Consider the following 24,037-nt stretch of genomic DNA (forward strand, 5'->3'; position numbering starts at 1 on the left):
CTCATCCCCCCTGGGAGCGCCGACGCATGACCGCGCGGGCGACGAACGTGGGCACCACCAGCACGAGCACCAACTCCACGGCCGCGAGCACGGTCAGCGCCCGGTCGCCCGCGTCCGACCGGGAGGCGGCCAGCTCCACCGCGTTCCCGGTGGCCGAGGACGTCCCGTCCTGGCCCTGCTGCCCGACCGCGAGACCGGTCACCGGGTCGACGCCCGCGTCGGGCTGCCCGTCGCCGTCGAGGTCCCGCGCCGGGGTCTGGCCGTTCGCGGACGCCTGCCCCTCGGTGCCGGCCTGGCCGTTGGACGAGGACTGCCCGTTGCCCTGCGGCCCCGAGGTGCCGCACGGCCCGGCGCCGACCTTGTCGCACGGCTCGGGCATGGGCGCGGTCTTGGCGAGCTTGTTGCTGTTCGGGTCCGCGGGGTCGAAGGTCGGGTTGTCGCAGCCCTCTGGCCGCAGGTCGGTCTGCTCCGCGCCCGGGACCCGTTTGACCTGCTCGAACCCGGCCTGCACCAGGTTCAACGGCAACGGCGAGTACCCCAGCGCGCCCATCTTCTTCTGCCCGCCGCACAGGAAGTACCGCGCGAACGCCGACAGCGTCCGCCCCGAGTCGCGGGTGGTCTTCCCGTCCTCGGACGTCGGCAGGATCATGTACGAGTAGGAGGACAGCGGGTAGGTGCGCGCGTCCGGGCTGCGGTACACGTCGTCGAGGATCTGCGTCAGGTAGGTCTCCTTCGAGGAGTCCCGTTCGATCCGCGCCGACTGGAGCGCGACCGCCACGTTGTAGTCGGTCGGCTCGACGAAGTAGTCCGCCGCGTTGCGCACCTTGGCCACCGGGTAGTCCAGCGCGCGGGCGTAGGAGTACTCGACGTACCCGATGGCGCCCTCGCCGTACTCGGCCGAGATGTACCCGGCCATCTGGCTGGACCCGCTCTGCGCGACCGCGTTGCCGAACGTCGGGTAGTACGACGTGAGCCCGCACGGCTTGGAGGCGTTGACGTTCTCGGCGAAGAACGGGCAGTACCGGTCGCCGTGCTGCTTGGACATCCAGAGCGTGAACTGGGCCGTGGTGCCCGAGCCGTCGGACCGCACCACGGGCACGATCTTCTTGCTGGGCAGGCGGCGGCCGTTGTTGTCCTCGGTGATCTGGTCGTCGTTCCAGTTCGTGATCGCGCCGGTGAAGATCCTCGTGATCGTGTCGCCGCGCAGCCGCAGGTCGCGGACCAGCTTGCCGTTGATCGTGACGTGGTACATGAACGCCGTGCCGCCCGCGACGATCGGCATGTAGGCGAACGGGCGGCCGTTGGCGTCGTCGGCGTTGCCGGTGGTCGGGTCGACGCCCTGGAACGGGATCTCCGACACGGCGAAGTCGTTCATCTTCTGCGCGAAGTCCAACCGGCCCGCGCTCGATCCGGTGCCCGAGTAGCTCGCGGTCAGGCCGAACGTGCTCGCGTCGGAGATCCACTGCTTGATGGCGTTCTCGCTCCACGACGAGCCCGAGCCGCGGATCGGGTAGTAACCCTGCGCGGCCTGCGCGGGGGCGGCTGCCACGAGCAGCAGCGCCACCACGAGGAAAAGGCGTTTCACCGACGTCCCCCCTTGGTCGACCGCTGCGCCACCACGCGCGCGATCACGAACAGCAGCAGTACGAGCGCGAGCAGGATCGAGGCCGCGCCGAACGCCCGGACCTGGTCGACCTTCTCCGAGGAGCGCGCCAGGCTGTAGGTGACCAGCGGCAGCGACACCATCGGACCCGAGGTCGGGTCGACGTTGAGGTACGTGGTGTACCCGGCGGTGAGCAGCACGGGCGAGGTCTCGCCGATACCGCGCGCGATGCCCAGGATCAACGCCGTGGCCAGCGACGGCCGCGCGGTCGGCAGCACCACCCGCCACACCGTGCTCCACTGGGACGCGCCGAGCGCGAGACTGGCCTCGCGCAACCCGTTGGGCACCACCCGCAGCACGACCTCGGCCGCGCGGGCGATGATCGGCAGCATCATCACGCCGATGGCCAGCGACGCGGCGAGCCCGGAGCGGTCGAACCCGGCGAACACCAGCACGGTCACGTAGATGAACAACCCGGCCACGATCGAGGGCAGCGCGGTCATGGCCTCCACGACCGTGCGCACCGGCCGGGCCAGCGGACCCTTGACCTCGTTGAGGAACACCGCGCAGCCCACACCGAGCGGCAGCGTGATCACGACCGCGATGGTGATCTGCACCAGGGTGCCGACCAGGGCGTGCAGCACGCCGCCCCGGCCGAGCGGGTCGAGCGGACCGGCCGTGCGCATGTCCTGGACGAAGAAGTTGCCGTACCCCAACGCTTCCGCGCCACGCCAGAACGTGTAGCCCACGACCAGCAGCAGCCCGAGTCCCAGCAACGCGGCCAGGCCGTGCACGACCGCCGCCGCGAGCCGGTCCGCGATCACCGTGCGCGGGTGGCGCAACGCGGTGACCGCCGCGTACAGCAGCAGGAAGGCCAGGTACCAGCACACCACGAACCCCAGCCGCCCGGACGTGGGCAGCAGGTTCTGGTAGAGCACCCACACCAGCGCCAGCGACCCGAACGCCGAGCCGAGCGCGGCGAGCACGTCGTCCAGCGTGCGCCCGCCGACGCGGCGGCGGACCTCCTCGACGGCGGGCGGCGCCGTCACCTCGGGTTCGGCGACCATCGTCATGCGCTACCTCAGATCTCCGTGGCGGCGCCGCTACGACTGCGGGCCACCACCGTCGACGCGAGCACGTTGATCAGCAACGTGAACAGGAACAGCACGAGACCGGCCGCCAGCAGCGCGGAGAGCTGGAACGGGCTGGACTCGCCGAACCGCAGCGCGATGAGCTGCGAGATCGTGTTGCCGCCCTTCTCCAGCGGCCGGAACTTGACGTCGAACGCGGGCGAGATGATCAGCGCGACGGCGATCGTCTCGCCCAGCGCGCGGCCCAGGCCCAGCATCGTCCCGCCGATGATGCCGCCGCGCCCGAACGGCAGCACCACGGAGCGGACGACCCCCCACCGCGTGGAGCCGAGCGCGAGTGCGGCCTCGCGTTCGCCGACGGGCGCGGACGAGAACACCTCGCGCATCACCGACGCGGTGATCGGGATGACCATCATCGACACGACGACACCGCAGATGAAGATCGAGGAGGTGTACTGGCTCTTCTCCCACACCGCCGCCGTCGTGTCGGTCTCCACCTTGAAGAAGGGCAGGAACGACAGGTTCCGCGAGAGCCAGCGGGAGAGGTAGATGATCTCGCCTTGGAGGAAGAAGAAGCCCCACAGGCCGTAGATGACGCTGGGCACCGCGGCCATGAGGTCCAGCAGTGCCACCAGAGTGCGCCTCACTTTCAGGGGCGCGTACTCGGAGATGTAGAGCGCCGTGCCCAGCGCGACCGGGACGGCGATGAGGATGGCGACCAGCGCGACCTGGAGCGTGCCCAGCGCGATCGACAGGATGCCGAGCTGGTTGGACTCGGGCCGCCAGCGGTTCTCCGTGAAGAAGCTCCAGCCGAGGACGTCGAGCGTGGGGATCGCCTGGTAGGCCAAAAAGAGCCCGATCCCGCCCATGATGAGCAGGACCAGCACACCACAGGACCGCACCACCGCGCGGAACACGCGGTCGGCGACCGGCACGGCGGGTGCCAGTACGCGCGGCTCGTCCATTCATCCTCCCGGACTCGTTGCACGGCAAGGGAAAACCGGCCCGATGACCGGACCCGCGCACCCGGGTGAACGCCCGACCAATTCCGCACTGCGGCCACACATCCGCTGCCCGGGAGCGCCCCGCTCCCGAACTCTCCGCACGCCGGGGCCGCCCTCGGGCCGGCCGGCCGACGCTCCAGGGCCACCCGCCCCGGACCCGACCCGCACCAGTCCACCGTCCGGAGTCAGCCCGCGGGCCGCTGTGACCGACCCCGGCTGGATCTGCCTCTTCGCCCGGGCTGGAACACGGCCAGCACCGGGTCCAGCGCCGCGTCCGCGACCCGGTCGCGGAACCGCGCCGCCGCCAACTCGGCGTCCACCCGCCGCGCGAACCCCTGGGCGGACCGCGCCAACCCGCCCAGCCGCCACCACCACGCCCCGTTGTCCGCGTGCTCGATGGTGAAGTCCGCCATCGCGCCGTCGACCCGGACCACCTCGATCTCGGCCAAAGCGGCGGCTTGGTCGAGGTGCACCCGCACCCCGACCCCGAGCACCCGGTTGTTGCCCCCGAGCAACCGCCACCGCACCCCCGTCTGCACCGTGCGATAGCACTGGAAACGCGCCACGGACCCCGCCCCCTCACCCCTGGAACCCCGGCGCGACAGTCACGCTGCCAGGGGACGTCCAGTGGTCGAACAGGCAAGCGCCACACGGCTGATCAATTAACGCCCGACATATCGGAAACTCCTATCGCCCCCCAAAGCACTCGCCCACCGGGAGCGGTAACGCCCGAGAACGCCACCACGACAAAAACCGCCCCGGCACGATGCCGGGGCGGCCACGGGACAGGATTCCGTCAGCTGATGGTGTTCAACAGTGCCTCGGTGACGTGGTCCGCCGCGTTCCGGTGCCCCTGGGCGTTGGGATGCACGAAGGCCATCTGGTCGGGGACCTGGGTGAAGATGCCGTCCACCCACTTGGTGGCGGCACACACGCTGTGGTCACGGGACGACTCGTACAGGTCGACGAACACGGTGGCGTCATGAGTCTCGGCCGCGGCCTTGATGACCGCGTTGAGAGGTTCCAGCACGTCCTTGCGCAGCCAGTCCAGGTCCTCCGGCGTGACCGAGCCGAACTGCTCGAAGTTGTTGTACTCGCAGTCTGCGGCATTCCCGGGGATGACCGTCGGGTATCCGACCGCGAGGATCTTCGCCTTGGGGGCACGCTCGTGGAGCACCCTGAGCAGTTCCTCGTAGTCGCTCCCCACCTTGTCGAGACGGGCGCGGATGCCGTCGGACTGCGCGTCCCGGCACGGAGTTCCGACACCGCCCGCATCTCCACCCAGTCGCAGGCACTGGAGGAGCAGTTCGGCGAACCCGAGGGTGTTGCCGCCGACGCCGACTGTGATCACGTCGGTGTCCGAACCCGCGGCTTCGGATTGCGGCGGCACCGGGGGGAAGGGGTAGTCCGGGTCTTCGACAAGGGGCGGCAGGTGTCGGCCGATCGGCTGCTGTGCCCGGAAGGAGACATCCTCGATCGTGGCGGCACCACAGCTCACGTTGGTGAGTTCGAACAGCGCGCCGAGGTCGCGGTCGATCACCTGCGGGTACGACCGGTCGGTGCGCTCACAGCCGTCCCGGGGCACCTCGAAGGTGTCACCCGAGGCCGGGATGACCCCGGCGGTGTAAGAGTCGCCCAGGGCGACCCACTGGTACTCCGCTTTGGCGGTGGGCTGCGCACCGGCGGACGGCACGATGCCGAGAGCGGTGGCGAGAGCGGTGGCCGTGCCCAGCGCGACGGCACGGGCAGCGTGAATACGTGTCACGATTCCTCCTGGAATGCGGTCGCCTAGACCCTAGGAAGAGCGAAGACGGCGCCACAACTTCCACTGTGGACAGTCACCTGAAGGTGGGATCACGTTCGGATCGCGGTCAGCAGCGACACGGCCGTCACGGTCGTGATCACCGCGACGAACCCGTCCAACACCCGCCACGCCACCGGCCGGGTGAACAGCGGGGCCAGGTGGCGGGCGCCGAACCCCAACGAGCAGAACCACGTCACGCTCGCGCAAGCCGCTCCCACTCCGAACCACCACCGGTCCGCGCCCCACGTCGTCGAAGTCGTGCCCAACAACAACACGGTGTCCACGTACACGTGCGGGTTCAACCACGTAAAAGCCAAGCAGGTCAACACAACCGTCGCGGCAGGCTGGGCCGCGGGCTCCAAGGCACTCGCCCGGAACGCCCGCCGGAACGCCGAATACCCGTAGTACAGCAAGAACGCCGCCCCGCCCACCCGCGGCACCACCAGCACCGCCGGAGGCACCGACAACGACCCGGCCGCCACCCCGACCGTGATCAACACCGCGTCCGACGCCGCACACAGCGCGACGACGACAGCCACCTGCTGCCGCAGCACACCCTGACGCAGCACCAAGGCGTTCTGCGCACCGATCACGACAATGAGCGAGAACCCGGTACCCAGCCCGGCCAGAACCGCATACATCACGCCCCGACCGTATGAAATCGACCGACCATAAGGCCAGCTACACTTCCTTAAGTATCATTAGCACGCGTGATGCTCGATCCCGAAGCCGTCCGCACCCTCCTGGCCGTGCTGGACGAGGGCACGCTCGACGCCGCCGCCCGCAAGCTGCACATCACCCCGTCGGCCGTGAGCCAACGCATCAAAGCCCTGGAACAACGCACCGGACGCGTCCTGCTGGTCCGCGCCAAACCCGCCCGCCTCACCGAATCCGGGGTCGCGGTCGCCCGCTACGGCCGCCAGCTCGACCTCGTCGAACGCGAGACGCTCGGCGAACTCGGCCTCGCCCTGGGCCCGGCCCCGCTGAGCGTCGCGGTCAACGCGGACTCCCTCAACACCTGGTTCCGCGCGGTCGTCAAGGAGGTCGCCGACGACGTGCTCCTGTCGGTCCGCCGCGACGACCAGGACTACACCGCCGACCTGCTGCGCCAGGGCCTGGTGGTCGCGGCCGTCACGTCCACGCCGAGCCCCGTGCAGGGCTGCCGCGTCGACCCGCTCGGCGCGATGCGCTACCACGCCGTCGCGAACAAAACTTTCGCCAAGCGCTGGAAGGGCGTCCCCCTGGACGAGCTGCCGGTGATCGTGTTCGACGAGAAGGACGACCTCCAGGACGCGTTCTGCCGCGATCGCACCGGCCGGCCCGCCGCCGCCCGGCGCCACCACCTGCCCGACAGCCCGGTCTTCGAGGACGCCGTCGTCGCGGGCCTGGGCTGGGGACTGCTCAGCGAGCAGCAGCTACGCCGCCACCGCGGTCTGGTCGACCTGTTCCCGGAGCACCCCGTCGACGTGGCGCTGCACTGGCAACGCTGGAAGCTCGACTCCTCGGTCCTGCGCCGCGTGTCCGAAGCCGTGTCCGAGGCCGCCGCGGCCGAACTTCGCCAACCCGCAACAGGTCCATACCAGCCGAACCTTTGATCAGCCAAACCGTCGACCTCTCACGAATCCCCTGGTAGAGCGAGGATTCCCCACGAAACGGCCTGGTACCGCAGTTCGTCAGTCGTTCACCCGTGCGCCGTCGGGCGTGCATCGCACCGTGCCCCGCCCTCTTTACGGTCTGCGACGCCCTTGTCCACCACCGCACGAAGGGTCCACCGCATGTCACGTCGCAGCGTCGCGGTCCTCGCCGCCGGCGTCGTCACCGCGGCCACGTTCGTCGTCGTCGCCTCGCAGTACTCCGCCTCCGCCGCCTCCACGACCTTCCCCGCCACCGCCGACACCTACGTCGACAGCGGCTCCACGAGCACCAACTTCGGCACGGCGAGCAGCCTCGGCGTGGACGGTTCGCCCACGAAGCGGACCTTCCTCAAGTTCGCCGTCACCGGCGTGTCCGGCACGGTGACCAGCGCCAAGCTCCGCGTGCACACCGACGACGTGTCGGGCGCGTCCAGCCCGGCCGGCGGCACGTTCCGCCTGACCACGAACACGACCTGGACCGAGTCCGGCGTGACCTACGCCAACCAGCCCGCGATCGACGGCGCCACGCTCGGCTCCCTCGGCTCGGTCTCGCGCAACACCTGGTACGAGATCGACGTGACCTCGCAGGTCACCGCCAACGGCACCTACAGCGTCGCGATCACGTCGTCCAACAGCGACGGTTCCGACTACGACTCGCGCGAGACCGGCACCACCGCGCCGCAGCTCGTCGTGACGACCGGCACCACCCCGACGACCACGACCACCACGCAGCAGCCCGGCGGCGACCCGGTGTTCGTCGGCGCGGGCGACATCGCGAACTCCGGTTCGGGCGACAGCGCCACCGCCGCCCTGCTCGACGGCATCGCGGGCACGGTGTGGACGACCGGTGACAACGTCTACGACAACGGCACCACCAGCGAGTTCAACAACTACTACGACCCGACGTGGGGCCGGCACAAGGCGCGCACGCGTCCGTCGCCGGGCAACCACGACTACAACACCAGCGGCGCCACCGGCTACTACTCGTACTTCGGCGCGCAGGCCGGTCCGTCCGGCCAGGGCTACTACTCGTTCGACCTGGGCAACTGGCACATCGTGTCCCTGAACTCGAACATCTCCATGTCGGCCGGGTCCGCGCAGGAGCAGTGGCTGCGCAACGACCTCGCGGCGAGCACCAAGCCGTGCACCGCCGCCTACTGGCACCACCCGCTCTACACCTCCGGCTCCAACCACGCGCCGTCCACGTCCACGCGCCCGCTCTACCAGGCGCTGTACGACTACAACGCGGACGTGATCCTGTTCGGCCACAACCACCAGTACGAGCGCTTCGCGCCGCAGGACGCCAACGGCAACCTCGACAACACCCGGGGCATCCGGTCGTTCGTCGCGGGCATGGGCGGCGCCAGCCACTACGGCTTCGGCACCATCAAGCCCAACAGCGAGGCACGCAACAGCGACACCTACGGCGTGCTGAAGCTGACGCTGCACAGCAACAGCTTCGACTGGCAGTTCGTCCCCGAGGCGGGCAAGTCCTACTCCGACAGCGGCACCACCGCCTGTCACTGACCCGCACACACCGCCGCACCCGGCCCGCGCGGGCCGGGTGCGGCACCCCGGGAGGCGCCCGTGTACCTGTCCACTGTGGAACGTCCACGAAAACTCGGCTGGAAGGGCCTGAGCGGCAACGTCTTCGCCCTCGGCACCGTCAGCCTGATCACCGACGTGTCGTCGGAGATGGTGACCGCCGTACTCCCCCTGTACCTGGTGGTCGGCCTGGGCCTGAGCCCGGCGGCATACGGCGTGATCGACGGCGTCTACACCGGCGCGACGACGCTGCTGCGCCTGGTGGGCGGCTACCTGGCCGACAAGACCGACCGCCGCAAAGCCGTGGCGGGCACGGGCTACGCCCTGTCCGCCGTAGCCAAACTCGGACTCCTCATCGCCGGCACCTCGACCGCACTGCTGGGCGCCGCGATCACGATCGACCGCGCCGGCAAGGGCCTGCGCACCGCCCCACGCGACGCGCTGATCACCCTGTCCACCCCGTCCGGCGACCTGGGCCGGGCCTTCGGCGTCCACCGCGCGATGGACGGCGTAGGCGCCTTCCTCGGACCCTTGGTGGCGCTCGCGGTCCTGGCCGCCGCGGCGGACTCGTTCGACGCGGTCTTCGTCGCGAGCTTCTGCGTGGCCGCCATGGGTGTGGTGGTCCTGGCGATGTTCGTCCGCGACCACCGCTCGACCCTGCCCGCCCGGGAACCCGTTCGCGTCAAGGAGATCGGCACCCTACTCCGCGACTCACGCGTACGACGCCTCGTCATCGCCGCCGCCGTCCTCGGCCTGGCCACCATCGGCGACGGCTTCGTCTACCTGCTGCTGCAAAAACGCGAGGGCCTCACCATCGGCTGGTTCCCCCTGCTCGCGGTGGGCACCAGCCTCGTCTACCTCCTCCTGGCAGCACCCCTGGGCGCACTGGCCGACAAAATCGGACGCCTCCCCGTCATGCTCGCGGGCTACGTCGCCCTGGCCACCGCCTACCTGCTGATCCACAGCCCGCTCGACGGAATCCCCCTCCACCTCGCGGTCCTGGCCCTCTACGGCACCTTCTACGCCACCACCGACGGCGTACTCATGGCCCTGGCCGGCCCCGCACTCCCGGAACGCCTGCGCACGACCGGAATCGCGCTGATCCAAAGCGGACAGGCCCTGGCCTACCTGGGCTCGTCGGTCCTCTTCGGCCTGGCCTGGAAGTACTTCGGCCCGGAAACCGCCACCCGCCTGGCCGCCGCCGGTGTCGCCACAGCTCTCGTCACCACCGCCTACCTGCTGGGACGCCGCAGATGAACACCCGAATCCTCGTCACCGCGACCGCCGCCGTCCTCCTGGGCGGCGTCGCGGTGGGCTACACGGCCCTGTCCGCGACCCCCGACACCGACGACGTGGCCACCGCCCCGTCGACCGGCGGCGACCGCGTCCAGATCCTCACCAACGGCCGCCTGTCGTCAGTGGACCGCACCGACCCCACCGGCCCGAGGAACGTGACCGAACAACGCTGCGACCGCGCCTACGAGGCCGCCGGCACGATCTCCTGCCTACGCCCCGTGGGCGCACTGAAAGCCGGAGAGCTGGCCGTCCTGGACAAGGACCTCAAGGAACGACGAACCATCCCCCTGACCGGCTTCCCGAACCGGACGAGGGTCTCGGCCAGCGGCCGGATGATCGGCTGGACGCTGTTCGTGGACGGCCACTCCTACGCCGCCAACGGCTTCTCCACCAGCACCGGGATCCTCGACACGAAGACCGGCACGACGGTCATGTCCCTGGAGGAGTTCACCGCGTACGTCGACGACAAGCCCTACCAGGCCTCCGACGTCAACTTCTGGGGCGTCACCTTCACGGCGGACGACAACCGCTTCTACGCCACGATGTCCACCAACGGCCACCGCTACCTGGTGGAAGGCGACTTCGCGGCCAGAACGATCAGAACCTTGATCGACAACGTCGAATGCCCCTCCCTGTCCCCCGACGGCACCCGCATCGCCTACAAGGCGGCCAACAACGGCGACCCCCAACAGGGCTGGCGCCTCTCCACCATGGACCTGAAGACCAAAACGATCACCCCACTACCCGAGACCCGCTCGGTGGACGACCAACCGGCCTGGCTCGACGACGACACCGTCGCCTACGCCCTCCAGGAATCGGACGGCACGAACAACACCTGGACGGTCCCCGCCACCCCCGAGGGCACCCCCACCCTCTACATCCCCAACGCCAACTCCCCGTCGCCCTGACACCCGATCGAGGGTGTCGAAGTGGGTATTTCGCACTGTCCGAGTGCGTGTTTCGGGGTGCCCGAGTGGAGGACTCGCGCGTTCAGACCTGCACGACCTCCACCCCACGCTCCCGAAACCGCCGAACAGCCTCCGGCGGCGCCTCCGTGTCCGTCACCAACACGTCCACCACCGCCGTGGCGCAGATCGACACGAACGCCCGCTCCCCGATCTTCGACGAGTCCGCCACCACGATCACCCGCCGCGCCCGCTCCGCCAACAGCCGGTTGATGTCCGCATCCCCCTCGTGGTGCGCCGACACCCCCGCGTCCGGATCTATCGCATCCACCCCGAGAAACGTCACGTCCAAGCTCAACCCGCTCAAGATCTTCCCGGCCAGCGGACTCATCAGCTCATAGGACTGCGGCCGAGCCACCCCACCCGTCACCACCAACTTCACCTGCGGCCGAACCGCCAACTCGTTCGCGATGTTCAACGCGTTGGTCACGACGGTGATCAACCCGTCCCCCTCCGCCCCGCCCACCTCGGCGCTGGTCATCAAGGCCCGAGCCACCTCGGTGGTGGTGGTCCCACCGTTCATCCCCACCACCTCCCCGCGCGACACCCGGGAAGCCGCCGCCCGCCCGATCCGCTGCTTCTCACCCGAACGGCGCACCGTCTTATAGCGCAAAGGAAGGTCATAAGCGACCGCATGGGCCACAGCGCCGCCACGGGTACGCGTCAACAGGTGCTGCCCGGCGAGGTGGTCCAGATCGCGGCGAACGGTCGCGCCGGAGACGTCCAGCTCCGCGGCGATGTCCTCGACCTCGATCCTGCCGCGCTCGGCGAGGAGTTCCAGCACCGCGTTCAACCGCTCGTACCGATTCACCGGCCCACCTCCGAGCCTGAAGATATTGCACGACCCACCGTCGCAGTAGGGCGAATCAGCAGGTCAGTCCCGAGTCGTGAACTCGCGCAGCCGCGTCGCCAGCTCGCGGGCGTCGGCGTCGCCCCGGTTGCGTTCCGCCAGAAGGCGCAACGGGATCAGCCGGTCGAGCACCCGTCCCGACCCCACCCGCGACGCCATCGCCGCCGTGCCGCACCGCAGCGCCTCGTCCGCGTCCCCCTCCCGGAGGTGGTTGCCCGCCAACGCGATCAGGCTGAAGACCCGGCTGCGCGTCGCACCCGGCCCGTACCCGCGCACCGCGATCGACAGGGCCTGGATCGCCCGCCCGGTCGACGACGGCGACACCGTGCGGGCCAGTTCGGAGTGCACCATCCCGGTCATCGCGGACAGGTCCGTCTCGTCGAAGAACCGTGCCCAGCCGGGCACCGGACCGCGGGTCTTGGAGAACTCCGACATCGCGGCGCCCAGGCACGTCATCGCGGACGCGTGGTCGCCCAGCCCGGCATGTACCCACGCGCAGTTGGCTTGCAGGATCGCCGCGGTGTGCGACGACAGCGCCGACGCGAGCCCGGCGTCGAACGCCCGCAGCGCCGAGTGCCGCTCGCCGGCGTGCAACCGCATCCGCCCGACGCGGTAGTGCACGTTCGCCACGAGGTCCGGCGAGTCCGCGCCGTACTCCAACGCGAGGTCCCAATAGCGTTGCGCGGCAACGGTGAGGCCGGTGTCGAAACAGGTCCACGCGACGAGGTTCGCGAGATCCCCCAACGCCACCGACAGCCGCGTCCGGATGGTCGTCGTGCACCGCGCCCGGCTGAGCTGTTCGGACCACGCCAACACGGCCGACGCGCGGTCCCGACAGGACTCACCGCCCTCCCGGTAGTCCAACTCGCGCAGGAATGCCGTACTCCGCTCAAGGTGTTCGATGTCCGCAACGCCGACCCGGTTCGGGACCTTCGCCATCGCCGTACCTCCGCGTCGCCGGCCGGTCCCCAGAGTGCGCCGGGTCAAACGCGTGCACCGCGGGTACCACCCCGGGGTGTTCCCCGCGCGGACACCGCGAACCGGAGAGGAGTACTCATGAAAAGGTGAGCGACGATGTCACGATGGTGGTCGAACGGCTGATCGCCCGCTGGACCGCCAAGGACACCACCGGCGTCAGCCGCCTCTTCTCGGAAGATCTGCGCTGGTGGACGGCTCCCGTGCCGGGTGCGCCGTGGCCGACCGTGGTCCGCAACCGGCGGGAGGTCGAGGCGTTCTTCCTGGCGTTCCAGTCGGTTCTCGAACTGACCGGCGTGACCACCCGCGGCCTGGTCGTGCACCGACCCGAGGCGGTGCTCATGGGACGTCTTCACGCTCGGGTCGTCGCCAGCCACTTGCCGGTTTCTTGCGAGTTCGCGTTGTCGATCAGCCTTCGTGGTGGTCTAATCCACGAGTTCCGCGTTTACGCGGACACCTTCGTGCTGGCTCGGGCACTCGCGTGACGCGCGGTATCACCGCTTTGCTCGCAGACGGCGACTGTCGGGCACCATCGCACCGGAGAGCATGCCACCGAGATGTCGACCACCAGGGACGGGCTCTTAGCCGCCGCGGCCACCGCGTTCGAGCGCCACGGCTACGCGAGGGCGACCATCGAGGACGTCTGCGACCTCGCCGGAGTCACGAAAGGCGCGCTGTACGGCCATTTCGGCTCCAAGAAGGAACTGGCCATCGCCGTGCTGGAACGCCAGGCCACCGTCTGGGCCAAACAGGTGGCGCAGGTGAAGGGCAGCCCCCTGCAAGCCCTGGTCGATCTGGGCTACGCGGTACACCGCGACCGCGCCCGGCTGCTGTTCCAGGCACCCATTTGCGAGGACGTCGCCGAGCGCCAGGTCTCGCTGTGGCGCTGGATGGTCCGCGACCTGCTGCACGCCGCCGCCGCGCACGGCGAACTCCGCGACGAGGTGGTCGTCGATTCGTGTGTCGAAGGAATACTCGCCGGTCTGGTGGGGGTGCACCTGCTGTCGATGAGCACGGACGGCAGCCGGGGCGTGTTCGGCACGTGGCGTTCGTGGCTGCCGGGCATCGCCCAGCCCACCGCCTGCGCGAACCTCCGGTGGGTCGCGCCGTGAGCGATCTGACGCAGGGCGCGCGGACCCGGGCCGGGCTGGTCGAGGCCGCGATCGAGCTGTTCGACCGGCACGGTTACGACAACACCTCACTCGATGCCGTGTGCCGCCGTGTGTCAGTGACGAAAGGCGCCCTGTACCGCCACTTCCCCTCGAAGCAGGCGCTCGCCGCCGCGGTCGTCGAGGAGCACTTCCGCCGCTGGTACGAGGTGCGCGCCGAGATCGAGGGCACGGGCGTGAGCCCGTTGACCACCTTGGTCGACGTCACCCACCGCATGGGCTGCCTGACGCGCACCGACCGCACGGTGCGCGTCGGCGTGCGCCTGCTGTTCACGAGCGAGCTGTACGAGATGCTCGCCGGCACGCACTTCGCCAGCGTCGCCGTGATGGTCCGCGACCTGCTCACCCGCGCCGCCGCGGCGGGCGAGATCCCGCCCGGCCTCGACACCAGGGAGGAGGCCGACGGCATCACGTCCGCGATCGTCGGCGCCCAGGCCCTGTCCTTGGTCACCGGGTCGGAGGGTTACCCGCTCCGCTCGCTGTGGCGGCACAAGGTGCACGATTTTCAGTTGACACTGAAGTCATAGAGACCATTCACACCTCCCCGAACCGGTCGCGGCACTCGTCGTCGATCTCGTCGAGGATGCGCTCCAGCTCGGCCCCGCCGACCGAGTGCGCGTACAGCGTGGCGAACCGTTCGAGGTGACCCTTCACGTCGTCCTCGTCGGTGATCACCACGTTGCCCGCCAGCAGGTCGACGACGACCATCCGCGCGTCGAAGATCTGGAACCCGGACTCGGGCACCTCCACCTCGCCGTAGAACGGCACCACGCGCACGTCCACGTTGTGCCGTTCCATCGCCTCCCGCGCGTCCTCGTACGCCTCGGGCGAGCCGCGCAGCGCGCCCTCGGTCAGGATCGCGATCACCTGCTTGCGCGGGCTGATGTCCTCGACGAGCACCCGCGGCACGCCCGACACCCCCAGCACCCGGATCGTGCTCGCCGAGGACGCCACCTTGACCACGCCGACCTGTTGCCTCGACACACCACGGTGCAGCACGGCCCGACGGTGTTCCGCATCCCGCGCGACCCGCGTGGCCAACGTGATCAGCCGGACCCGCATCTCGGTGTCCACCTCGTACACGTCCGCGAGCCGCTCGACGTCCTCCACCTTCGGCAGCAACCGCCCGGTCTCCATTTTGGACACCTTGGACTGACTGATCCCCGCCTGGAATCCCGCGGACTTGCCGGTCATCCCCCGCGCCAGCCGGGCCCGGAGAAGCTCACTCGACAGCTCCTCCCGACGGGCCCGCGCATCGCCCGCCGCCATCATCGCGGCGGTCCGCCGGTAGCCGCGTCGACGCAACGGAATCCCTTCTGCCACAAGGGTTGTGCGCACCGTGCCGTACGATCGACCCGTGGCTTCGGCGAGTGCGCGGATGGTCTTCCCCTCGACATACCCGGCGGTCACGTATGCCTTGAAGTTCGACCCCTCGGCCACGCGCCTTGCCCTCGCTTCCTCAAGTGCGCTGATCACGCGCCTGCCTCCTCCTCGGTGTGTACCTGCCCGGTGCGCGACCGTCGCGCGGAAAGGCCGGGATTCCTTCGTGGCTGCGCCAAGCCGAGTCGCACCCGGGGCACGTCGGCCAGCACCAGCGCTCGTACGGGCTCGTGGCCGGGACGACCAGGGGCACACCGCACAGCGTCTCGCCCACCTCGTGCGCGACCAGCACGGCGCGGACGGCGTGCCGACGCCCTTCGTAGGGCAGCCAACGGAACTCCCGTTTCACCTCGACCCCTCCCCCATATTTCACAAGCTTCACGGTATGACTGCACGTGCAGGCTGGGAAGTACACCATCGTGTGAACCCGAAGCCGACGGTCTTGCGGCACACTCGACCCGACATCATTCGAGCTATCCGGAAGGTCCAGATCCATGACCAACGGCGCGAATCCGACCGTCCACAAGCGACAGTTGGGTATGGCGCTCACGGCGCTGCGCGAGAAGGCCGGGAAGTCCGTCGACGACGTCGCCGCGCTCCTGGAGTGCTCGTCCGCGAAGATCAGGCGGGTCGAGTGCGGCGACGTGGCCGTGCGCGCGTCCGAGCTGAAGGACGTGCTCGACTTCTTCAGCGCCACCAAGACCGAGCGCCGCGAGCTGGAGGACCTGGGACGCGAGGCCCGCAAGCGCGCGCCGCACACCCCTTACGGCGCCGTCCTCCCCGATTTCTTCCGCAAGTTCTTCAGTCTCGAACAAATCGCGGCGGAGATCTTGCTCTACCACGCCGAGATCATCCCGGGGCAGTTCCAGACGCCCGAGTACGCCCGCGCCCTGATCGAGGCGAACCCGACCCACGAGCCCGAGGAGATCGACCGCCTGATCCAGGCCCGGCAGACGCGGCTGTCCCGCATCACGCGCGACGAGGACCCCCAGCGCCAGCACGTGGTCCTGCACGAGGCCGCCATCCGGACCATGGTCGGCGGGCCGGTCGTGATGAAGGACCAGTTGCTCTACCTGCGCAAGCTGGCGTCGATGTCGAACGTCACCATCCAGGTGATCCCGTTCAGCGCCGGGGCGCACGCTGCGACGGGTCTGCCGTTCATTCTGCTGCGTTTTCCCGACAACGTACGTAACGCCGTCTACCTGGAGAGCCTCACGTCAGCCAACTCCCTCGACGACCCGGCGCACGTCGCCCAGTATGAGATGACTTTCCGCCACGTGGTGGGTGCCGCATTCTCGCCCACGAAGACCAGCGCCCTTCTGGCTACAGTTGCGGGAGAACTGTGAGCCATATGAAGGGTGGGCGCACGATGGCCTTGACCTGGAAGAAGTCGAGTCACAGCGGCGGCAACGGCGGCCAGTGTGTCGAGCTGGCGTGGAAGAAGGCCAGCTACAGCGCCGGCAACGGCGGCGCCTGTGTCGAACTGGCCTGGCACAAGTCGAGTCACAGCGGCGGCAACGGCGGCGACTGCGTCGAGGTGGCACAGGGCGCCGCTCAACTGCTGGTCCGCGACTCGAAGAACCCCGGTGGCCCGGTCCTCGGCTTCACGGCCGCGACCTTCGCCGGCTTCCTGTCCGCCTTGAAGAGCGACTGACCCGAACGACGGCCCCCGGCACCGCCGGGGGCCGTCCGGTCACAGCTCGGACGTGTCGGGCGCACCCATGATCTCGCGCACCTCGATGGGCTGCCCCAACGGCCGGCCACCGGGTCCGGGCGCGGCCGAGGCCTTGGCCGCGATCTCCAACGCCCGCTCGGGCGTGGCGTCGACCAGCCAGTAACCCGCGAGGAACTCCCGTCTCTCGGGGAACGGCCCGCTGTCCACGACGGGCGCACCGTCACCCTTGTACGTGACGATCTTCGCCGCCTCCGGCCCCGCCACCCCCTGGGCGTCGACCAGCTCGCCGCGCTCGGTCAACTCGCGACCGAGGTCGTGCTGGAACGTGATGTGGCGGTCGACGTCCTCGCGCGCCCACTCGTGCATGGGGATGTCGCAGTCGAGCGTGGCGCCGTAGTTCATGAGAAGCAGAAACCTGGCCATCCGGAACTCCCTGTGCTCGGTCGCGCCCATCTTGACGCGTCCGCGCCCCCGCCACAGAACCTGCACCGCCACAGAACTCCGCCGGCACGCTCGTCAGCCGCAGCGCAGCGGCGTGGTCGTCGACCGGGGAACCAGCTCCGGGTCCGAGGTCCGGACCGTGCGCGGCGGCACGCCCGCGACCAGGTCCAACAGCAGCCGGACCGCCGCCGCCCCGCGTTCGGCTATCGGCGTGCGCACCGCCGTCAGGGCCGGGCGGACCAGGTCGCACAGCGGCGAGTCGTCCCATGCCACCAGCGACAACCCGTCGGGCACGGCGATGCCCAACTCCTGCGCCACACCCAGCGCGGCGACCGCCATGACGTCGTTGTCCAGGATCATCGCGGTCGGCCGGTCGGCGGACATGAGCACGCGGCGGCAGGCCCGCGCGGCGGACTCGGCCGTGTAGTCGGCGTGCACGACCCGGGCCTCGTCGATGCGTAAGCGGCCGGCGGCCCTCTCGAAGGCGTCCGTGCGCACCGTCGTGTGCCGGAACCGGGTCGGCCCGGCGACCCGGACGACCCGCCGGTGGCCCAGCGCGGCCAGGTAGTCGAGCACCTCGGTCACGGCGGTGGCGTCGTCGGTGCGGATCGCGGGCAGGTCGGCCGCGTCGCCGACGGCCACGGCCGGCATGGCCAGCTCGCGCACCAGGGCCAGGCGCGGGTCGTCGTCGAGCAGGTCGACGAGGATGACGCCGTCGACCCGGCGTTCGGCCCACCACCGGCGGTAGGCCGCGAGTTCGGCGCGCGGGTCGTCGGTCACCTGGAGCACCAGCGCGGTGGTGTCCAGCGCACCCTGCACACCGGCGAGGAACTGCAGGAAGTAGGGCTCGGTGTCCATGGCCCGCACGACAAGTCCGATGGCATCCGCCCGCGCGGCCGACAGCGACCGCGCGGCGGAACTCGGCGCCCACCCGAGCCGGTCCGCGATGTCCCTGATCCGCCGCCGGGTCGGTTCGGAGACGCCGGGCCGGTTGTTCAGCGCGTACGAGACCGCACCGGTGGACACCCCTGCGGCCTTGGCGATGTCCGAGATGGTGGGTCGCTTCGTCGGCACCGGGCCCCCTTGGTCTCCATCTGTAGATCAACGAGTCTAATCACCCATCCGGGTCAGCATTTCCACCCGGAAGGGTTGGACTTCCGCCCGCCGACCCGAACACGGGCGATCGGCCCCACCCGGTTCACTCCGACAAACCCCGTAGGGGTATCGTGACGGGCATGATCACCCGCCGCCGACCGCCGTGGTGGGTGCTCGCGTACGCACTGGTCCTCGCACTGATCGGCATGCACCACCTGGCGACCGACCATCGCCAGGACGTTCGCGCCATGACGCACGCCGGTTCCACCGCCGCGTTCACAGCCCACTCCGGCACTTCCGCCATGCCACCCGTCGCCGAGGTGGCTCCCCGCGGCGAACCGGAGTCCCACCACTCCCCCGCGGCGCCCGCCGACCACCTCGGCCTGCACCTCTGCCTGGCGATCCTGGCGGCCCTGCTCGTCCTGCTCGCGCTCGGCCGTCGCGCACCGGCCGCGCACTCGCCCGCCACCCGGACCACCGAACGATCCACCACCCCGATCGTTCGCCGCTCCGTTTCACCCCTGTTCGAAAGACTCTGCGTACTGAGGTTGTGAGGACGCCGGTTTTCCGGCCAGTCCCAACAATCTCAGGAAGAACCACAACCATGATCAGGAAGTTCCTGGTCGGGGCGGCGACCGCTGCCCTGGCCCTGTCCGCGTTGGCCGGTTGCGGCAGCGACGCGCACAACGACGCCGACATCACCTTCGCGACCGGCATGATCCCCCACCACGCCGGTGCCGTGGAGATGGCGAAACTCGTCCCGGCCCGCAGCACCACCCCGGCCGTGGTCGACCTGGCCAAGCGCATCGAAAAGGCGCAGCAGCCGGAGATCGACATGCTCACCGGCTGGCTCGACGAGTGGGGCGCCGCGCACGGCACCGGCCACAACGGACACGAGGGCATGGCCGACACCGACCGGCTCGACTCCCTGTCCGGCCCGGCGTTCGACCGGGAGTTCCTCGACCTCATGATCGTCCACCACGAGGGCGCGGTCGCCATGGCCGGCGACGAGATCCGCGACGGCAAGCACCCGGGGGCCCGCGAGCTGGCCCAACGCATCGTCACGGATCAGCACCGTGAGATCGAAGAGATGCGTGACCTGCTGAAATCAACCACCTGATCGAGTGGCACGGGACCCCTGATAGACGAACGGGGTCCCGTTCCGTAACCTGTCCGAGACCTTGACGGGCGTAACCCGTTTGGGTGACATCCGGCTCACAGGAGGAATGCGCGATCGTGTCCCCCGCACAGCGCACAGTCCGCGCGGCTCTGGCCGCCACCGCCGTGGTCGCGATGGTCGGCACCCTGCCCCAGCCGATCGCCGCCGCGGACCCCGTACCGCCGAACGCCTCGGACGCGCTCAAGCGCTACAACGAGCTGAGCACGCAGGCGGAGAAGCTCAACGAGGAACACCTCCGCGCCCAGGAGGACCTCAAGGTCAAGCAGGGCGAGCTGGACCGGGCCAACGGCGACCTCGCCCTGGCCAACGAGGCGATCAAGGTCCTCCAGCGCGACGTCGACATGCTCACCGAGGCGTCCTTCGAGGGCGCGCGGTTCAACCAGCTCTCGGCGTTGCTGGTCAGCGACTCGCAACAGGACTTCCTCAACCGCACGTCCGCGTTGGGCGTGCTGGCGGGCTCCAACGCCGAGGCGATCGGCAAGCTCGGCGAGGCCGTCGCCCAGGCCGAGGACGCGCAGGAGCGCGCCACCACGGCGACCAACGACGCGACGAAGCTCGTCGACGACATCGCCAAGCGCAAGACCGCGCTGGACGAGCAGGTGGGCGAGGCCCGCGAGCAGTACCGGTCGCTGAGCGCGTCGGAGAAGGCCGCGCTCAACGACTCCGGCGACCTGGGCAAGATCACTGTCCCGGCCGGCACGGCGGGCAAGGCGCTGGAGTTCGCGCTGGCGCAGCGCGGCAAGCCGTACGTGTTCGGCTCGAACGGCCCGGACTCGTGGGACTGCTCCAGCCTGATGCAGGCGGCGTACCGCTCGGCCGGCGTGTCGATTCCCCGGACGACGTACGGCCAGGCCACGATCGGGCGGTCGGTGTCACGCAGCGAGGTGAAGGCCGGCGACCTGATCATCTACTACTCGTCGCAGTCGCACGTCTCCATGGCGATCGACGGCATCCGCGCGGTGCACGCGTCGACCGAGGGTGTACCGGTCAAGATCCAGGACATCGACTCGATCGGGCCGATCAGCGTCATCCGCCGCGTCGAGGGCTGATCCACTCGGCGTTAGGCTTTTCGTTCCGAAGGCGATGCAACCTTCTGGAACGGCGGTGCAACGGTGCTGTGGAACCCGGGTGCGGTCGCGCGCATGCTCGACGTGTCGCCCACGACCCTGCGCACCTGGGACCGCCGCTACGGCCTGGGACCGAGCACCCGGTCCGCGGGCAACCACCGGCGCTACTCCGCCGACGACGTGGCCCGGCTGCGGCGGATGATCGCCCTGACCCGGGACGGCGTCTCGCCGGCGGTCGCCGCCGCGGCCGTGAAGGAAGTCCTGTCCGCCCCGGAGTTCGCCGAGGCCGCGAGCCGGTTGGACGTGCCGCTGATGACCTCGACGGCGGCCCGGTTGATCGCCGAACGCGGGGTCGTCGCGGCGTGGGAGGACGTGCTGGCGCCGTTCCTCGCCGCGTTGGGCGAGCGGATCGCCGAGCAGGGCGCCGGGGTCGAGATCGAGCACTTGGCGTCCGGCGCGATCCTCGCGGCGTTGGCCACGAGGCCCGAGGTCACCGGTCGTCCATGCGCGCTGCTGGCGTGCGCGCCCGACGAGCAGCACAGCCTGCCGCTGCACGCGTTGGCCGCCGCCCTGACCGAACTAGGTCACGCGACCCGCAATCTGGGCGCCCGGGTCCCGGCGCGGGCACTACTCGATACGGTGAATTTGTTGACACCGCCCGTGATCGTCCTCTGGGCTCACGACCGGACGCGGGCCGAGGCCGTCCCCTTGCCGGACCTGCTTCGATCGGGTCACCGGGTGCTGCTGGGCGGCGCCGGGTGGGCGATGGAGCCGACCGGTACCCGCAAACCTGCGTCCTTGAACGAGGCGGTTACCACAATCGTGGAGTTGAACCGGTTTTGAACCGATTTTAGGGTGGGCACATCGCCGATCCGAGGGACGTGACGCCCATGCCCGAACTGTCCCGCCTACCCGTGCCCGTCACCGAGTCGTGGGACTGGCAACTCCGCGGTTCGTGTCGGGGCAGGGACAGCTCCCTGTTCTTCCACCAGCCGCACGAACGTGGTTCGGTGCGCCAGGAGCGTGAGGCGCGGGCGAAACAGATCTGCCGCCAGTGCCCGGTGTTGCGCGAGTGCCGTGCGCACGCGTTGACCGTGGAGGAGACGTACGGCGTCTGGGGCGGACTGGGCGAGGGCGAGTTGCGGAAGCTGATCTCCCGGAACCACCATCCCGCGTGACCACGATCGAAGACCGCATGATCAGGTTCGTGTGGTCGGTAGTGGCAACCTGCCAACCACCGCCCGAGGCGGAACGGACGGCACTGCGGGTACTGCGCGACCACTGGCCCAAGCCCCTGCCCCCGGACCCGCGCGGACGCGGCGTGCGAGCCGTCCTCGTGGCCGCCTTGCGCACGGAACTGGGCCCGACCGCCGAGTCCGCGATCACCCACGCCCGCATCCACGACGAACGGACGATCGGCGACCTACGCCGCCCCGGCCTCCTGGCCTGACTTCCCGGTCGGTCACCGCCGGACCGAGGCACGACCCTGCAATCCCGCCCGGTGCGCGTGTTCGGCGCCCCCGACCCGGCCATCCTCACCACCGACCCGCAGGAGGCACTCCATGACCTGGCCCGCCAAGCTGATCGGCCTCGCCACCGCCGCCTACGGCGCGGCCGTGGTGGTCCGTCCCGAGGTGTTGACCAAGCCCACCGGCCTGGCCACCCGCCCCACGCCCGCGATCTCCGCGCTGGTACGGTCGGTCGGCACGCGCGACGTGGTCTCCGGCCTGTCCGTCGCACTGGCTCCCGAGGGCACACCGACTCGGGCCGCGTTGGCCGTTCGGATCGCGATGGATCTCGGAGACGCGGCAGTACTGGGCGCCGCGGCTCCCACGGCCGCGGTGCGTCGCAAGGTCCTGGCGGTCACCCTGGGCTGGGCGGCACTGAACCTCGTCGTGTTGTGGAAATCCCCCTCTCGAACCTCCTGACACCGGCCTCGGACCGAACCTCTTGGGCCCGAACCTCTTGGGCCCCGCTCAGGCCGCGACCGACAGCACGTTCGGCCGACAACCGCACCGGCTGCACACCGGGTGCCGCGGAACCCTGACCTGGATCTCGGCCAACAACCGGCGGGAATCGTCGAACGTCGGCGGACTCAGCCCCGGCACCAGCAGGCTGTCGAGCACCTCCGTGTACCGCCGCCCCCGCTCACGCGCCCGTTCCACCGGATCGCGCAACCTCGCCCGGACCCGGTCCAACGACGCCTCACGCGCCGACTCGCCGGGAGCGCCCAACACCCGCCTGGGTCGCGGCTCGTTCAACCGGGCGTTGCGCCGGTTGACCCGCCACCACTGCCCGAGCGTCATGCCCGCGACCGGGGGGCGCGACCGCCGCGCGCCCCCCTCCCACCACGAACGCAGACGCGCACGGAGGAAGTCGTGCGCCACCTGGTCGTGGGTCTTGGGACTGCCCTGCCGGGTACCGTCCGGCCGGCGGTCGGCGGCGGTCAGCAGGGCGTCGACGCTCCAGCCGGCCTCGAACCAGGGCCGGACCAGGGCACGCAGGGCGGTACGGTCGGCGTCCGCCCAGTTCGCCCGCAGGCACACCGCTTCGACAGCGGTGTCGATCTCGTCTTCCGTCTCGGGTACCACACGGCCCGGCCACTGCCGGGGATCGAGTCGGACACGCATCGCCAGCTCCTTCCGAACGTGGTCCGAACATCCGTTCGAGATGGTGCCACCGGGGTCCGACAGTTTTGAAGACGCGAGTCGGGTACACCGTTCGGAAAACCGTGTCGACGCAGGTCAGCGGCCCCTTCACCACGTCGGCACGGCAACGCTGTTTCGACCGCCGAAGCAACGGCAACCCCGCACCCCATGACGGACAGCCTGTGGGACGAGTTCCACCGCGTGGTGAACATGACCTCCCACGAACTGGAGGACTGGCTGCGCACCCGGTCGGCGGGCGAGTCCGGCGAGGAACTGCCCGACCGCGCGGGCACCCCGACCGGGCAGGAGGTGTTGCGCGTCCTGCGCAAACGCCGCACCGACCTCACGACCGAGGACGTCAAGGTGATGCGCAAGGTCGTCGACCGCGTGCACGCCCAACGCCGCGAAGACCTGGAGCCGACCGCCGGCGAGGCCCACTGGCGCCACCGCCTGATGTCGATCGGCCACGATCCCCTCAAGCCGGTGTAGACCGGCCTGCCGTCGCGGCAGGGCATCCCTGTCGCGAGGCGTCGAAACCCGGGTGCCCGAGTGCACATTTCGCGGTGTCCGAACGCACAACTCGCGGTGTCCGAACGTATAACTCGCGCGAGGTGC

General features: G+C 69.9%; 30 protein-coding genes. 17 read left to right on the forward strand and 13 right to left on the reverse strand.

Features of this window, described 5'->3' with window-relative positions; all coding sequences use genetic code 11:
• Position 1 precedes the first annotated feature (1 nt).
• The 6 genes from F4559_RS21775 to F4559_RS21800 all read right to left on the reverse strand — a co-directional run bounded on the left by F4559_RS21775 (position 2) and on the right by F4559_RS21800 (position 6,143).
• Positions 2 to 1,585, reverse strand: coding sequence for a phosphate ABC transporter substrate-binding protein PstS (locus F4559_RS21775; RefSeq protein WP_184671444.1), 1,584 nt, complete (start codon positions 1,583 to 1,585; stop codon positions 2 to 4).
• Positions 1,582 to 2,676: a phosphate ABC transporter permease PstA gene (gene pstA, locus F4559_RS21780; protein WP_221447334.1), complete on the reverse strand. Its 1,095-nt coding sequence runs from the start codon at positions 2,674 to 2,676 to the stop codon at positions 1,582 to 1,584. Before pstA ends, F4559_RS21775 begins: the two co-directional genes overlap by 4 nt.
• Before the next feature lie 8 nt (positions 2,677 to 2,684).
• Positions 2,685 to 3,659 (reverse strand): phosphate ABC transporter permease subunit PstC, encoded by a 975-nt coding sequence (gene pstC / locus F4559_RS21785; protein WP_184671446.1) that lies wholly within the window; start codon positions 3,657 to 3,659, stop codon positions 2,685 to 2,687.
• A gap of 224 nt (positions 3,660 to 3,883) precedes the next feature.
• Positions 3,884 to 4,264, reverse strand: a complete 381-nt coding sequence (locus tag F4559_RS21790; protein WP_184671448.1) for a hypothetical protein — start codon at positions 4,262 to 4,264, stop codon at positions 3,884 to 3,886.
• Positions 4,265 to 4,494: 230 nt separating this feature from the next.
• Positions 4,495 to 5,463 (reverse strand): SGNH/GDSL hydrolase family protein, encoded by a 969-nt coding sequence (locus tag F4559_RS21795; RefSeq protein ID WP_221447335.1) that lies wholly within the window; start codon positions 5,461 to 5,463, stop codon positions 4,495 to 4,497.
• An 89-nt stretch (positions 5,464 to 5,552) separates the two neighbouring features.
• Positions 5,553 to 6,143 (reverse strand): LysE/ArgO family amino acid transporter, encoded by a 591-nt coding sequence (locus tag F4559_RS21800; RefSeq protein ID WP_184676086.1) that lies wholly within the window; start codon positions 6,141 to 6,143, stop codon positions 5,553 to 5,555.
• Positions 6,144 to 6,215: 72 nt separating this feature from the next.
• Between F4559_RS21800 and F4559_RS21805 the strand changes: the two genes are divergently transcribed.
• From F4559_RS21805 to F4559_RS21820, 4 genes are all read left to right on the forward strand, one after another.
• Positions 6,216 to 7,097 carry a LysR family transcriptional regulator ArgP gene (locus F4559_RS21805; protein ID WP_184676088.1) on the forward strand — a complete coding sequence of 294 codons (882 nt, stop codon included), beginning with the start codon at positions 6,216 to 6,218 and terminating at the stop codon, positions 7,095 to 7,097.
• 180 nt (positions 7,098 to 7,277) lie between these two features.
• On the forward strand, positions 7,278 to 8,663 hold the full coding sequence (locus tag F4559_RS21810; protein ID WP_184671450.1) for a CBM96 family carbohydrate-binding protein: 1,386 nt from the start codon (positions 7,278 to 7,280) through the stop codon (positions 8,661 to 8,663).
• A gap of 60 nt (positions 8,664 to 8,723) precedes the next feature.
• Positions 8,724 to 9,938, forward strand: coding sequence for an MFS transporter (locus F4559_RS21815; protein WP_184671452.1), 1,215 nt, complete (start codon positions 8,724 to 8,726; stop codon positions 9,936 to 9,938).
• A complete protein-coding gene (locus tag F4559_RS21820) occupies positions 9,935 to 10,885 on the forward strand; it encodes a TolB-like translocation protein (RefSeq protein WP_184671454.1) in 951 nt (316 codons plus the stop codon). Before F4559_RS21815 ends, F4559_RS21820 begins: the two co-directional genes overlap by 4 nt.
• 82 nt (positions 10,886 to 10,967) lie before the next feature.
• On the opposite strand, the gene F4559_RS21825 is transcribed toward F4559_RS21820, so the two are convergent.
• Together F4559_RS21825 and F4559_RS21830 are read right to left on the reverse strand one after the other, a co-directional pair.
• The gene (locus F4559_RS21825) at positions 10,968 to 11,753 is read right to left on the reverse strand and encodes a DeoR/GlpR family DNA-binding transcription regulator (protein ID WP_184671456.1); all 786 of its coding nucleotides are present in this window, start codon (positions 11,751 to 11,753) and stop codon (positions 10,968 to 10,970) included.
• Positions 11,754 to 11,816: 63 nt separating this feature from the next.
• Positions 11,817 to 12,731 carry an NsdA family TPR-like regulatory protein gene (locus F4559_RS21830; protein WP_184671458.1) on the reverse strand — a complete coding sequence of 305 codons (915 nt, stop codon included), beginning with the start codon at positions 12,729 to 12,731 and terminating at the stop codon, positions 11,817 to 11,819.
• Positions 12,732 to 12,856: 125 nt separating this feature from the next.
• Between F4559_RS21830 and F4559_RS21835 the strand changes: the two genes are divergently transcribed.
• From F4559_RS21835 to F4559_RS21845, 3 genes are all read left to right on the forward strand, one after another.
• Complete coding sequence (locus F4559_RS21835; RefSeq protein WP_184671460.1) at positions 12,857 to 13,252, forward strand: nuclear transport factor 2 family protein; 396 nt, start codon at positions 12,857 to 12,859, stop codon at positions 13,250 to 13,252.
• 72 nt (positions 13,253 to 13,324) lie between these two features.
• A complete protein-coding gene (locus F4559_RS21840) occupies positions 13,325 to 13,879 on the forward strand; it encodes a TetR family transcriptional regulator (RefSeq protein ID WP_184671462.1) in 555 nt (184 codons plus the stop codon).
• The gene (locus F4559_RS21845; RefSeq protein WP_184671464.1) at positions 13,876 to 14,463 is read left to right on the forward strand and encodes a TetR family transcriptional regulator; all 588 of its coding nucleotides are present in this window, start codon (positions 13,876 to 13,878) and stop codon (positions 14,461 to 14,463) included. The genes F4559_RS21840 and F4559_RS21845 overlap by 4 nt, the downstream gene beginning before the upstream one ends.
• A 7-nt stretch (positions 14,464 to 14,470) precedes the next feature.
• On the opposite strand, the gene F4559_RS21850 is transcribed toward F4559_RS21845, so the two are convergent.
• Complete coding sequence (locus F4559_RS21850; RefSeq protein WP_184671466.1) at positions 14,471 to 15,412, reverse strand: Scr1 family TA system antitoxin-like transcriptional regulator; 942 nt, start codon at positions 15,410 to 15,412, stop codon at positions 14,471 to 14,473.
• On the reverse strand, positions 15,396 to 15,665 hold the full coding sequence (locus F4559_RS21855; RefSeq protein ID WP_312865759.1) for an HC3 family zinc finger protein: 270 nt from the start codon (positions 15,663 to 15,665) through the stop codon (positions 15,396 to 15,398). Before F4559_RS21855 ends, F4559_RS21850 begins: the two co-directional genes overlap by 17 nt.
• Before the next feature lie 145 nt (positions 15,666 to 15,810).
• On the opposite strand from F4559_RS21855, the gene F4559_RS21860 reads away from it, so the two are divergent.
• Both F4559_RS21860 and F4559_RS21865 read left to right on the forward strand, forming a co-directional pair.
• Complete coding sequence (locus F4559_RS21860) at positions 15,811 to 16,662, forward strand: helix-turn-helix domain-containing protein (protein ID WP_184671470.1); 852 nt, start codon at positions 15,811 to 15,813, stop codon at positions 16,660 to 16,662.
• Between the two features lie 23 nt (positions 16,663 to 16,685).
• Positions 16,686 to 16,970, forward strand: coding sequence for a DUF397 domain-containing protein (locus F4559_RS21865; protein ID WP_184671473.1), 285 nt, complete (start codon positions 16,686 to 16,688; stop codon positions 16,968 to 16,970).
• A 39-nt stretch (positions 16,971 to 17,009) separates the two neighbouring features.
• Here F4559_RS21865 and F4559_RS21870 read toward each other — a convergent pair whose 3' ends face one another.
• The gene (locus F4559_RS21870) at positions 17,010 to 17,414 is read right to left on the reverse strand and encodes a YciI family protein (RefSeq protein WP_184671475.1); all 405 of its coding nucleotides are present in this window, start codon (positions 17,412 to 17,414) and stop codon (positions 17,010 to 17,012) included.
• A 93-nt stretch (positions 17,415 to 17,507) separates the two neighbouring features.
• Positions 17,508 to 18,506 (reverse strand): LacI family DNA-binding transcriptional regulator, encoded by a 999-nt coding sequence (locus F4559_RS21875; protein ID WP_184671477.1) that lies wholly within the window; start codon positions 18,504 to 18,506, stop codon positions 17,508 to 17,510.
• 161 nt (positions 18,507 to 18,667) lie between these two features.
• Here F4559_RS21875 and F4559_RS21880 point away from each other — a divergent pair, with 161 nt between their 5' ends.
• The 7 genes from F4559_RS21880 to F4559_RS21910 all read left to right on the forward strand — a co-directional run bounded on the left by F4559_RS21880 (position 18,668) and on the right by F4559_RS21910 (position 22,702).
• The gene (locus tag F4559_RS21880) at positions 18,668 to 19,081 is read left to right on the forward strand and encodes a hypothetical protein (protein ID WP_184671479.1); all 414 of its coding nucleotides are present in this window, start codon (positions 18,668 to 18,670) and stop codon (positions 19,079 to 19,081) included.
• Between the two features lie 50 nt (positions 19,082 to 19,131).
• Positions 19,132 to 19,647 carry a DUF305 domain-containing protein gene (locus tag F4559_RS21885; protein WP_184671481.1) on the forward strand — a complete coding sequence of 172 codons (516 nt, stop codon included), beginning with the start codon at positions 19,132 to 19,134 and terminating at the stop codon, positions 19,645 to 19,647.
• 116 nt (positions 19,648 to 19,763) lie between these two features.
• Complete coding sequence (locus tag F4559_RS21890) at positions 19,764 to 20,756, forward strand: C40 family peptidase (protein ID WP_312865760.1); 993 nt, start codon at positions 19,764 to 19,766, stop codon at positions 20,754 to 20,756.
• A 63-nt stretch (positions 20,757 to 20,819) separates the two neighbouring features.
• Positions 20,820 to 21,617, forward strand: a complete 798-nt coding sequence (locus F4559_RS21895) for a MerR family transcriptional regulator (protein ID WP_184671482.1) — start codon at positions 20,820 to 20,822, stop codon at positions 21,615 to 21,617.
• A 47-nt stretch (positions 21,618 to 21,664) separates the two neighbouring features.
• A complete protein-coding gene (locus F4559_RS21900) occupies positions 21,665 to 21,952 on the forward strand; it encodes a WhiB family transcriptional regulator (protein WP_184671484.1) in 288 nt (95 codons plus the stop codon).
• On the forward strand, positions 21,949 to 22,224 hold the full coding sequence (locus F4559_RS21905; RefSeq protein WP_184671486.1) for an immunoglobulin domain-containing protein: 276 nt from the start codon (positions 21,949 to 21,951) through the stop codon (positions 22,222 to 22,224). Before F4559_RS21900 ends, F4559_RS21905 begins: the two co-directional genes overlap by 4 nt.
• A gap of 112 nt (positions 22,225 to 22,336) precedes the next feature.
• Entirely contained in the window at positions 22,337 to 22,702 is a 366-nt protein-coding gene (locus tag F4559_RS21910; protein ID WP_184671488.1) for a hypothetical protein, read from the forward strand.
• A gap of 48 nt (positions 22,703 to 22,750) precedes the next feature.
• Here F4559_RS21910 and F4559_RS21915 read toward each other — a convergent pair whose 3' ends face one another.
• Positions 22,751 to 23,404 carry a hypothetical protein gene (locus tag F4559_RS21915; RefSeq protein ID WP_184671491.1) on the reverse strand — a complete coding sequence of 218 codons (654 nt, stop codon included), beginning with the start codon at positions 23,402 to 23,404 and terminating at the stop codon, positions 22,751 to 22,753.
• Positions 23,405 to 23,590: 186 nt separating this feature from the next.
• Here F4559_RS21915 and F4559_RS21920 point away from each other — a divergent pair, with 186 nt between their 5' ends.
• On the forward strand, positions 23,591 to 23,911 hold the full coding sequence (locus F4559_RS21920; protein WP_184671493.1) for a DUF3140 domain-containing protein: 321 nt from the start codon (positions 23,591 to 23,593) through the stop codon (positions 23,909 to 23,911).
• The last annotated feature ends 126 nt before the right edge of the window (positions 23,912 to 24,037 follow it).

Source organism: Saccharothrix violaceirubra (genome assembly GCF_014203755.1).
In the GTDB taxonomy this organism is placed as follows: Bacteria; Actinomycetota; Actinomycetes; order Mycobacteriales; family Pseudonocardiaceae; genus Actinosynnema; species Actinosynnema violaceirubrum.